Genomic DNA, 10,169 nt, shown 5'->3' with positions numbered 1-10,169 from the left:
TATCTGCACCGCACGGTGATTTTGGTCCCTACCAAGCCACGCCGTGGCGGCGCGCCGCCCGTGCCCGGCAGGGCGACGACCGTTCTCATCGCGTCGGCCCTCTCACCGACAACCCCTGCGATCAGGGAGCTGCCCCAGCCATGTCAGCGTCCTCTCCTCCTCCCCCCTCCTCCTCCGCCCCGGCGTCGTCGGCGACCCGCGGCGGCACGGTGTCCGGCGCCCCGGCGCGCCGCCGGTGGCAATTCTGGCGGTCACCGGCGGACCAGCCCCGGTGGGCCCGGCCCGCGCTGCTCGGTATCGCCGCGTTCGCCGCCCTGTTGTACGCCTGGAACATCACCACCAGCGGCCTGGCCCCTTACTACTCCGTCGCCGCCCGCAGCATGACGGAGAGCTGGAAGGCGTTCTTGTTCACCGCCTACGATCCCGCGGCGACCGTCACTCTTGACAAGATCGGCGGCTTCCTGTGGCCGCAGGCGATATCCGCACGGATCTTCGGCTTCCACGACTGGTCGCTGACCCTGCCGCAATGCGTCGAAGGGGTCGTCAGCGTCCTGGTCATGTACCGGGTGGTGCGGCGCTGGCGAGGAGCGGTGGCGGGCCTGTTCGCGGCCGGTCTGCTGACGCTCACCCCGGTCGCCGCGTCGATGTTCGCCCACGCCATCCTGGACGCCGCGTTGGTGATGTGCCTGGTGCTGGCGGCGGACCAGTACCAACGGGCCGTGACGACGGGCCGGCTGTCGCGGCTGCTCTTCGCCGGCGTGTGGGTGGGGCTGGGCTTCCAGGCCAAGATGATGCAGGCGTGGCTCATCGCGCCGGCCCTGGCCCTGGGCTACCTCATCGCCGCACCGGTCACACTGCGCAGGCGGCTCGTCCATCTGCTGACGTCGGGAGTGGTGATGGGCGTGGTGTCCCTCTCCTGGGTGCTGATGGTGACGTTCACGCCGAAGGATTCGCGCCCCTACGTGGACGGGTCGGCCAACAACAGCGCCTTCTCGATGGTCTTCGGATACAACGGCTTCGACCGCATAGACCAGGGCAACGGACCGGGCATCACCTCGGGCGGCTCCGGCGGCCGGCAGACACCGGGAGGCAGCGATCAGCAGCGGAGCACCGGTGGTCAAGGCGGAAGCACCGCCGGCTCGGACCGGGGCGCTTCGGGCCAGGGCGATGCGGGGCAGCGCCAGGACGGTGGCGATTCCGGCAAGAAGGGCCGCACTCCCCCGCAAGGCGGCCAAGGCAAGCGTCTCAACATGGGGCCCTGGGGGAACGTCTGGCACAAGCTGTTCGACCTGCGTCTGCTGGCGCAGATCGGCTGGCTCTACCCCCTGGCACTGGCGTCCCTCGCGTTCGGGCTGATCAGGCATCGGAAGCGGCCGCGTACCGACGTGGGGCGCGGTGGCTATGTGATGTGGGGTGCCTGGCTGCTGACCGTGGCGGTGGCGCTGAGCTTCGCCTCGGTGCCGCACACCGCGTACGTGGCGACGCTCGCCCCCGCCCTCGCGGCGCTGTCGGCGGCCGGGACCCTGGCGATGTGGCGTGCCTACCGCACGCGCGACGGCCGCTGGGCCCACGCGCTTCCCGTGACCATCGCCCTGCAAGCCGCGTGGTCGGCTTACATCGCCGCCCAATACCCCTATTTCGCACCGTGGTTGCTACCCCTGATCAGCGCGGCCGCGCTCGTCGGCCTCGCGGCGCTGGTGTTGCGCGGGCGGGTACGGCTGCGGCACATCGGCCTCGCCGGGGCGGCCGCCGGCTGTCTGGCGATGTTCGCGGCTCCGGCCGTCTGGTCGCTGTCCGTCTTCAACCCGCGGTTCGCGGGAACGGCGTTCGACGCCAACGCGGGGCCGCGCGGCCCCGAGGACAAGGGCACGGGGCCGCCCCGGGGCGCGGCACCGGTCAGCAGGGTCGTCGGCGGCCAGTCCCATTCGTCGGCCGACCACACCCCGAAAGCGCTGACGCCCCTGCAGAAGCGCATTCTCGACTACGTCCGGCAGCACAACGGCACGGCCGAGTACACCTTCTCCGCGGACGGCGGCTGGGCCCGGGCCTCGGCCATCGCCGCGACCGGGCTGCCCATCCTGCCCCTCGGCGGCCTCACCGGCGCGGCTCCGTCGATCACCCTCGCCGAGTACCGGAGGATGGTGGCGTCCGGGGAGCTGCGCTACGCGATGCTCACGATCCCGAAGCCGAAGGACGGCGGCAAGCAGGAGGATGCGCCCGTGTCGGAGTCGGAGAAGATCAGCGCATGGGTGCGGGCGCACTGCACCGAGGTGCCCCCGAAGGCGTACGGCGGCCCGGCGGCCACGGCAGCCGAACGGACGGCCACCGGATCGCTCTACCGATGCTCCCCCACCTCCTGACACCGTCCGGGCCCGGTGGCGTGCGGGGCGGACGCTCCAGGGCCGGTGCCCGGCGGCAGGCACCGGCCCGTCAGGCCACGAAGCTGTGCGGCGTCTCGACCTCGCCGGCCGCGGCCCCGGTCGCGACCAGGCGGGCCGCGGCGGCCAGCCGGGAGGCGGCTTCGTCGGCAACGGCCCCGCTGACCGTGAACGGCAGCCGGACAAACCCCTCGAAGGCGCCGTCGACGCCGAAGCGGGGCCCGGAGGGCACCCGTACGCCGAGCCGCTCCCCCGCCTCCGCGATCCGTGAACCGGAGAGCCCGCCGGTCCTCGCCCACAGGGTGAGGCCGCCGCTCGGCACGCTGAACTCCCAGTCGGGCAGGTGACGCCGGACCGCGGCGACGATGGCGTCGCGGTTCTCGCGCGCCTGGCCGCGGCGCACCTCCACGGCCTGTGCCCAGCCGTCGCCTTCCAGCAGCGAGGTGATGGCGAGCTGTTCGAGGACCGGTGAGCCCAGGTCGGCGTAGGCGCGCGCGGCGATGAGGCTGCGGATGATGTCTGGGGCGGCCCGTACCCATCCGATGCGCATGCCGGCCCAGAACGCCTTGCTGACGGAACCGACCGTGATGACGGCGCTGCCCGCCGGGTCGAAGGCGCTGACGGGGCGGGGCAGTTCGATGCCGTCCAGGTTGAGTTCGGTCATGGTCTCGTCGACGACCATGACCGTGCCGGCCGCTCGGGCGGCGTCCACCAGCCGGCGGCGCTGGTCCTCGGTGGCGAGGGTGCCGGTCGGGTTGTGGAAGTCGGCGACGACGTACGCCATGCGGGGCGCGGCGTCCCGCATGACCTGGCGCCAGGCGGGGATGTCCCAGCCGCCGAGCCGGTCGGCGAGGGCGACGGGAACCAGCCGGGCGCCGGCGTCGCGCATGAGCTGGAGGATGTTGGCGTAGGACGGGGAGTCCACCGCGACCCGTTCGCCGGGCCGGGTGATCAGGCGGCAGATGGCGGCGACCGCGCCCATGGCTCCGGTGGTGACCATGATCTGTTCGGGCATGGTGGGGATGCCGCGGGCGGTGTAGCGGTCGGCCAGGGCCTGGCGCAGGGCGGGCAGGCCGGCCGGGTAGTCACCGTGGGTGTGGGCGTACAGCGGCAGGTGCTCCATGGCGCCCTGTACACCGCGGGTGAGCCAGGGCTCGGGCGCCGGGAGGGCGGCGCAGCCGAGGTCGATCATGGAGCCGGCGGCCTCCGGCGGCAGTGGTTCCAGGCCGCGGGTGGGCAGGGGGTTCCCGGCGGGCACGGCCGTCCAGCTGCCCGATCCGCGGCGGGATTCCAGGAAGCCTTCGGCGCGCAGCGCTTCGTAGGCCGCGGCGACGGTGGTGCGGCTCACGGAGAGCGCGGCGGCCAGTTCGCGTTCCGCGGGGAGGCGGGCGGCGACCGGCACGCGGCCTTCCAGGACGAGGAGCCGTACGCCGTCGGCGAGGCCGCGGTAGGCGGGGACGCGGCGGCCGCCGGCCGGTGGCACGGCGTCCCGGGTGTCCTGCGACCGGAGCAGCCTGGCGAGCTGCGACGCCCCTACCGCCGAAGTCCACTGCGCCATCGAAGCAGTCCACCTTTCTGGAATTGGCCGTAGAAAGAGATCAAGTTCGGGCCACAGAGTGGCACGCGCCAGTCCAATCATGCCAGGAGGGGAAAGGCTTTGTTCAGCACGCGTAGGTCCGGTAAGGCGGGGAGCGCGGACGACCGCCGTACGGAAGGTGGCACCGACCGGCCCGCGGAGGGCGCCGCCGACGGCCGTACGGCAGACACCCCCGGGACACGAGGACGGCGGTTGCCGCGCCGGCTCGTCCACCTCTACGCCGGGCTGGTCCTGTACGGCCTCAGCATGGGCCTGCAACTGCGCGCGGGCCTCGGCCTGGAGCCGTGGAGCGTCCTGAACCAGGGCATTTCCCGGCACACGGGCCTGACGATCGGCACGGTGACGATCGTCTCCGGCGCACTGATCCTGCTGCTGTGGATTCCGCTGCGGCAGCGCCCCGGCCTGGGGACGGTCTCCAACGTCGTGATCCTCGGCCTCGTGATGGACGCGACGCTCACCGTCGTACCGGAGGTCTCTTCCCTCGGCGCCCGCGTCCCGCTGCTGGCCGGCGCCATCCTCCTCAACGGCCTGGCCACGGGGCTCTACATCTCGGCGCGCTTCGGCCCCGGCCCGCGCGACGGTCTGATGACCGGCCTGCACCGGCGTACGGGCCGGCCGCTGCGCCTCGTGCGGACCTGCATCGAGGTCACCGTGCTCGCCGTCGGCTTCCTGCTGGGCGGCTCGGTGGGCGTGGGCACCGTGATCTACGCGCTGGCCATCGGGCCGCTGGCCCAGTTCTCGCTGCGCTTCTTCGAGATCGGCGACCGTGGCGGCCGGGTCGTGGCGTCGTCCGCTGCCGCACCGGCCCACGGCGCCCCCGCGGCGGTCGACCGCTGACTCCGGCCCACCCGCCGCCCGCCGGTCCAACTCCCTTCCGCTTATGCCCTTTTATCGCGGTACGCGCCCTTCGCCGGCCCCGCCAGCTGTTACGCTCGCCTCGCCAACGACCCCTCTGACCTGGCCTTTTAATGTCCGACTGGCCGGCCGGCGGGGAGCACCAACCGAGGGAGCGGACTGTGAAGGTCGGGATCAACATCCTCAACTACGGGACGGGCACCACCCCCGAAGGCATCGAGACGTGGGTGCGCGGCGCCGAGGAGCTCGGGTACCACCTGGCGATGATCTCCGACCATGTGACGCTGCCGCCGGAGGTCGCCGGCGCCTTCCCGCCACCCTTCTACGACCCGTTCACCACGCTGGCCTGGCTCGCGGGCCGCACCAGCGCCATCGAGCTGGGCACCACGGTGGTGGTGCTCCCGTACCGTCACCCGCTGCAGACCGCCCGCGTGACCGCCAACCTGGACCGCTTCAGCGGCGGCCGGCTCGTGTTCGGCGTGGGCATCGGCTGGTCCGAGCAGGAGTACGAGGCGCTGGGCATCGACTTCGCGGCCCGCGGCCGGATCACCGATGAGTACCTGACCTGCATCAAGGAGCACTGGACGCAGCCGGTGGTCTCGTTCAGCGGCGAGCACGCCGAGTACTCCGGCATCACCACGGGCCCCGCCCCCGTACGGGACCCGCACCCGCCGGTCTGGGTCGGCGGCCTCAGCGACGCCGCGCTGCGCCGGGCCGCGCGCTTCGGCGACGCCTGGCACCCGTACACGCTGGGCGCGGACGCGATCCGCAAGCGGCTGCCCGCCCTGGAGGCCGCCGCCGAGGCGGCCGGCCGCCCGACGCCGGCGGTGGCGCCCCGGATAGCCCTGCACCTCACGGAGCGGCCGGTGGAGTCGGAGACCCGCCTCCCCGGGCACGGGACGGTCGACCAGGTCCGCGCGGACCTGGAGGCGCTGGCGGAGCTGGGCGTCTCCTACGTCGTCCTCGACACCTTCCTGTCGAGCTACGCCGGGCCCGTGCCGCCGGAGGAGAGCCCCCGGCACGACCTGTCCCAGCTGGAGACCGCGGCCGAGCGGATACTCGACCTGCCGGGAGAGACTCTGCGCTGAAACGCGCGGAGCGACGGACCGTCGCCCCGCGTGACCGGCGGCGCATGGCCGGTTGCCGACGGGGCGGCCACCCGGCCTGTATATCCTCTGGCCAATGCGCTCCCAGCAGTTGACCTCCCGCGGCTTCCCCGTACGCCACCCCTATCTCGACCACCCGGCCCCGCTCGCCTTCGCCCACCGGGGCGGCGCGGCGGACGGGCTGGAGAACACCGCCGCGGCCTTCCGGCGGGCGGTGGCGCTCGGCTACCGCTACCTGGAGACCGACGTGCACGCCACGTCGGACGGCCGGCTCGTCGCGTTCCACGACGCGACGCTGGACCGGGTCACGGACATGGGCGGGGCGATCGGGCGCCTTCCCTGGCAGGCCGTCCGGCGGGCGCGAGTGGCGGGGCGGGAGCCGCTGCCGCTGTTCGAAGAGTTGCTGGAGGAGTTCCCGCAGGCCCGCTGGAACGTCGACATCAAGGCGGAGGCCGCGCTCAGGCCGACGCTGGACCTGCTGCGCCGCACGGAGGCCTGGGACCGGGTGTGCGTCGGCTCGTTCTCGGAGGCCAGGGTCGCGCGGGCCCAGCGGCTGGCCGGTCCGCGGCTGGCGACGTCGCTCGGTACGCGCGGGGTCCTGGGGCTGCGGATGCGCTCGTACGGCCGGGGCGTGCCGCTGGACCGGCTGATGGGGGCCGCGGTCCGGCGCAACGCGGTCTGCGTCCAGGTCCCGGAGCGGCAGTCCGGCGTCCGCGTGGTGGATCCGCTGCTGATCCGGGCGGCGCACGTGTGGGGCCTGCAGGTGCACGTGTGGACGGTCAACGACCCGCGGCGGATGGCGGCGCTGCTCGACCTCGGAGTCGACGGGATCATGACCGACGACATCGACGCCCTGCGGAAGGTGCTGGCCGCCCGGGGCTCCTGGCCCTCGCGGTGACGCTCCCGCGCCCCTGACGAGCCGTTACCAGACCCCGGTGGTCCCGCCGATGGCGCCCCCGGATTTAGGGATGGGGCCGGTGGGCCGGTAGTGTACGCCTTTGGCTCACCAGGCGGACCGTTACTGCGCGCTGAACTACCGAAAGCGCTGGGTGACATCTGCTGCCAGATGTGACAAACCGGGCACTGGTGGGTACAACAAGGGGCGGCACGAAGGAAGGCAGCGGCGCCAGCGCCTCCATCTTGGGCGGTGGTGGGCGACGAGTGGGCACGGGTCCCGGTGACGGGAATCTTCACCGCCGACCGGACGTTGACCGGATGACGACGACAGCGACACCTGTCCTGTGGGCGACAAAGCCCGGGAGGCACGATTCATGAGTGAGCGAGCTCTTCGCGGCACGCGACTTGTGGTGACCAGCTACGAGACCGACCGCGGCATCGACCTGGCTCCGCGCCAGGCGGTGGAGTACGCATGCGAGAACGGACATCGCTTTGAGATGCCGTTCTCGGTAGAGGCCGAGATTCCGTCAGAGTGGGAGTGCAAGGTATGTGGTGCACAGGCCCTCCTGGTGGATGGCGATGGCCCTGAGGAAAAGAAGGGCAAGCCCGCGCGTACGCACTGGGACATGCTCATGGAGCGGCGCACCCGCGAGGAGCTGGAGGAGGTGCTGGCCGAACGGCTGGCCGTCCTGCGCTCCGGCACCATGAACATTGCCGTGCATCCGCGCGACAACAACAACAGTCGCAAGTCCGCCTGACGAACGGACGCGCGATCGGGCCGGGGCCACTGCATCATGCAGTGGCCCCGGCCCGTTTCCGTACCCATTTCTCCCCCGCCGATGTGGGCGAGGTCACGCGTGACCTGCGGAATCTTCCGCAGGTCCACGACGATGTACGGGGCCTCAGCGCGTCAGGGGCGGGTCCTCGCGGCGCGGCGCGGGCCGCTCGTCCTCGCGGACGACCTCGCCCTGGACGACCTTGCCGTCCGGCTGGTGCATACGGGCCTGCTGGAAGGCGTCGCCGAGCGACCCCGGCGCATAGCGCGCCTGGCGGGTCAGGAAGCGCTCAGCGCGGCGGTGGAGCAGCTTGCGGGTGGGCGGGAAGAGGCAGAGCAGCCCGGCGGCGTCGGAGGCCAGGCCCGGGAACATCAGCAGCAGCCCGCCGAGCATGGGCAGGGTGTTGCCGCTGCCCGTGGACTTCTGCTCCCGCGGCTCCGCGGACGCCGTGGCGCCTCCGGCCGCCTGCATGCTCTCCGTGAGGTTCTTCCACGCCCGGCGCCCGGCCCGCTTGATCACGTACCCGCCCGCGACAACGCCGGCGATCAGCAGCAGAAGCACGGTCAGGCCGCCCGCCGCGTCGGCGACCAGCGTCAGCAGCCAGATTTCGAGCACCAGCCAGGCGGCGATGCCCAACGGAACGAACCGGCGGGCCCGCGAGCGCTTGGGCGGGCGGGATTGAGGCGATGGCGTGGCTGCGAACGTCATGTCTCAAGTGTGCCTGGCACCGCGCGCCCAGCGCTCCCGCGGGTGGGCCTCAGCACCGTCTCAGGCGCTGCTGAAGACGATCAGGCAGAACTCGTTGCCCTCGGGGTCGGCGAGCACCGTCGTCAGGCAGCCCGCGTCGTCGAACGGCCCGCGCAGCACCCGCGCGCCGAGGCCCACCACCCGGCTCAGCTCCGGCTCCATCGCGGGCACCCGCAGATCGACGTGCATGCGGTTCTTGCCCTGCTTGGGCTCCGGCACCTGCTGGAGGAGCAGCTCGGGATCGCGCCCCGCCGGGTCGGTCAGGGCGGTGTACGGCGGTGTGGCGCGCGTGATCCGGTAGCCGAGGACCTGGCTCCAGAAGGCGGCGAGCGCCTCCCGGTCCGCGCAGTCCAGCACCATGGCGAGTTGCCTCGATGTCACCGCTGTCTCCCCTCTCCGGTACTCCTGATCATGCGGAACGCATGCGGGCCCGCCCGTCGGGCACCCGTACCGGACACGTTTCCCCTTCCCCCTACCAGGAGGTCGAACGCGATGGACAAGCGCAGCGAGACGCCGGAGCAGGGCGGCAGCGCCATTCCCCGGGACCTGCCGGACCAGCAGGCCGACCCGAGGGGCGCGCCGGATCCGTGGGAGGGCCGCAGCCCCGACGACGGCGACGACCGCGAGGAGAACACCGACGTCCCCGACACCGATGTTTCCGGCACGGGCCGCCGCGGGGCGGCGCGCGACCACGACACGCAGACCGAGAAGCCGACCCCGGACGAGCCGGCCGACTGATGCCGGCCCGCCGGGCGGCGCGCGCCCCTCGTACGGCCCGGGAGCCCCGCGGACACGGTCCGGCGGGGCTCCCGGTCGCTCGGCGGCTTCCCGGCCCGCTCAGAGCTCGCGCAGCGCGGGCAGCAGCTTTTTCTCGGCCCAGTCGAAGAATTCCCGCTGGTGATCGCCGCCGACCTGGACGACGGCGATCTCCGTGAAGCCGGCTTCCGCGTACGGGCGCACCGCCTCGACGAAGTCGTCCACGTTGTTTCCGCAGGGGATCGTCCCGGCCACGTCCTCCTCGCGTACGAACTGGGTGGCCCCGGCGAACCCGGCCGGGTCCGGCAGCTCGGAGTTGACCTTCCAGCCGCCCGCGAACCAGCGGAACTGGTCGTGGGCGCGCCGTACGGCGGCGTCCCGGTCGGGGTCGTAGCAGATGGGCAGCTGGCCCACCCGCGGCTTGCCGGCACCGCCGTGCTTCTCGAAGGAGGAGATCAGCTCGCTCTTCGGCTCGGTCGCGATGACCAGGTCGCCGAGGCGGCCGGCGATCTCGCAGGACCGCTCCCCCGACACGGCCACGCCGATCGGCGGGGCTTGCTCGGGCAGGTCCCAGAGCTTGGCGGCGTCCACGTCGAAGTGGTTGCCGTGGTAGGTGACGGTGTCGCCGTCGAAGAGCGCCCGGATGATCTCCAGTGCCTCGGTGAACATCTCGTGCCGGGTGCTCTTGCCCGGCCAGCCGCGTCCCACGACGTGTTCGTTCAGGTTCTCGCCCGAGCCCAGGCCCAGCCGGAAGCGGCCGCCGGAGAGCAGCTGCAGGGTCGCGGCCTTCTGCGCGACGACCGCCGGGTGGTAGCGCACCGTCGGGCAGGTCACGTACGTCATCAGCGGGATGCGGGAGGTGGCCTGCGCCGCGGCGCCCAGGACGCTCCACGCGTACGGGGCGTGGCCTTGGGAATCCAGCCAGGGCGCGTAGTGGTCGGAGGTCACCGAGAAGTCGAATCCGGTTTCCTCGGCACGGACGACGTGGTCGACGAGATCACGCGGGCCGGCTTGCTCAGTCATCATCGTGTAGCCGATTTGCACCATATGGCGCGAG

At 72.5% G+C, this 10,169-nt stretch carries 10 protein-coding genes; 6 read left to right on the top strand and 4 right to left on the bottom strand.

Going from position 1 to position 10,169, the window contains the following annotated elements; genetic code table 11:
• Positions 1–140: 140 nt before the first annotated feature.
• On the top strand, positions 141–2,360 hold the full coding sequence (locus ACH4K4_RS30430; protein WP_398171705.1) for a glycosyltransferase family 39 protein: 2,220 nt from the start codon (positions 141–143) through the stop codon (positions 2,358–2,360).
• A gap of 70 nt (positions 2,361–2,430) precedes the next feature.
• Here ACH4K4_RS30430 and ACH4K4_RS30425 read toward each other — a convergent pair whose 3' ends face one another.
• Positions 2,431–3,936 carry a PLP-dependent aminotransferase family protein gene (locus ACH4K4_RS30425; RefSeq protein ID WP_398171704.1) on the bottom strand — a complete coding sequence of 502 codons (1,506 nt, stop codon included), beginning with the start codon at positions 3,934–3,936 and terminating at the stop codon, positions 2,431–2,433.
• A 285-nt stretch (positions 3,937–4,221) separates the two neighbouring features.
• Here ACH4K4_RS30425 and ACH4K4_RS30420 point away from each other — a divergent pair, with 285 nt between their 5' ends.
• From ACH4K4_RS30420 to ACH4K4_RS30405, 4 genes are all read left to right on the top strand, one after another.
• Positions 4,222–4,812: a YitT family protein gene (locus tag ACH4K4_RS30420; RefSeq protein ID WP_398171707.1), complete on the top strand. Its 591-nt coding sequence runs from the start codon at positions 4,222–4,224 to the stop codon at positions 4,810–4,812.
• A 179-nt stretch (positions 4,813–4,991) separates the two neighbouring features.
• Entirely contained in the window at positions 4,992–5,918 is a 927-nt protein-coding gene (locus ACH4K4_RS30415; RefSeq protein ID WP_398171703.1) for an LLM class F420-dependent oxidoreductase, read from the top strand.
• A 94-nt stretch (positions 5,919–6,012) separates the two neighbouring features.
• Entirely contained in the window at positions 6,013–6,834 is an 822-nt protein-coding gene (locus tag ACH4K4_RS30410) for a glycerophosphodiester phosphodiesterase family protein (protein ID WP_398171702.1), read from the top strand.
• A 373-nt stretch (positions 6,835–7,207) separates the two neighbouring features.
• Positions 7,208–7,591 (top strand): RNA polymerase-binding protein RbpA, encoded by a 384-nt coding sequence (locus ACH4K4_RS30405; protein ID WP_360131994.1) that lies wholly within the window; start codon positions 7,208–7,210, stop codon positions 7,589–7,591.
• Positions 7,592–7,735: 144 nt separating this feature from the next.
• Here the strand turns inward: ACH4K4_RS30405 and fxsA are convergent, their stop codons facing one another.
• Together fxsA and ACH4K4_RS30395 are read right to left on the bottom strand one after the other, a co-directional pair.
• Positions 7,736–8,317 carry an FxsA family membrane protein gene (gene fxsA, locus ACH4K4_RS30400; RefSeq protein ID WP_398171701.1) on the bottom strand — a complete coding sequence of 194 codons (582 nt, stop codon included), beginning with the start codon at positions 8,315–8,317 and terminating at the stop codon, positions 7,736–7,738.
• Positions 8,318–8,377: 60 nt separating this feature from the next.
• Positions 8,378–8,737, bottom strand: a complete 360-nt coding sequence (locus ACH4K4_RS30395; RefSeq protein WP_398171700.1) for a VOC family protein — start codon at positions 8,735–8,737, stop codon at positions 8,378–8,380.
• A 111-nt stretch (positions 8,738–8,848) separates the two neighbouring features.
• Here ACH4K4_RS30395 and ACH4K4_RS30390 point away from each other — a divergent pair, with 111 nt between their 5' ends.
• The gene (locus ACH4K4_RS30390) at positions 8,849–9,094 is read left to right on the top strand and encodes a hypothetical protein (protein ID WP_398171699.1); all 246 of its coding nucleotides are present in this window, start codon (positions 8,849–8,851) and stop codon (positions 9,092–9,094) included.
• Between the two features lie 99 nt (positions 9,095–9,193).
• Here ACH4K4_RS30390 and ACH4K4_RS30385 read toward each other — a convergent pair whose 3' ends face one another.
• The gene (locus ACH4K4_RS30385; RefSeq protein ID WP_398171698.1) at positions 9,194–10,159 is read right to left on the bottom strand and encodes an LLM class F420-dependent oxidoreductase; all 966 of its coding nucleotides are present in this window, start codon (positions 10,157–10,159) and stop codon (positions 9,194–9,196) included.
• Positions 10,160–10,169 lie beyond the last annotated feature (10 nt).

The organism is Streptomyces sp. NPDC017529, from assembly GCF_044329785.1.
GTDB lineage: Bacteria > Actinomycetota > Actinomycetes > Streptomycetales > Streptomycetaceae > Streptomyces.
Note: the sequence above shows the minus strand (reverse complement) of the source record. Positions and strands in the feature narration are given on the sequence as shown.